1 pseudogene is annotated in these 336 nt (G+C 68.2%); it reads left to right on the forward strand.

Features of this window, described 5'->3' with window-relative positions:
• Positions 1-336 (forward strand): annotated as a pseudogene (locus EN845_RS34245) (excinuclease ABC subunit A); the annotation flags it as partial.

The raw sequence follows: 336 nt of genomic DNA on the forward strand, positions 1-336 counted from the left end.
CCGGGGTGTCCGGGTCCGGCAAGTCATCGTTGGCGTTCGGCACGATCTTCGCCGAGGCCCAGCGTCGCTACTTTGAATCCGTCGCACCGTATGCGCGCCGCCTGATCGACCAGGCGGGCGTGCCCGACGTGGATGCCATCGACGGCCTGCGGCCGGCGGTGGCCCTGCAGCAGCAGCGTGGTGCCAGCAACGCACGTTCATCGGTGGGCAGCGTGACCACGCTGTCCAGCCTGGTACGCATGATGTATTCGCGTGCAGGCGCGTACCCGGCCCATCAGCCCATGCTGTACGCCGAGGACTTCTCGCCCAATACGCCGCAGGGGGCCTGCAGCACCT

The organism is Mesorhizobium sp. M8A.F.Ca.ET.202.01.1.1 (assembly GCF_004791595.1).
GTDB lineage: Bacteria > Pseudomonadota > Alphaproteobacteria > Rhizobiales > Rhizobiaceae > Mesorhizobium.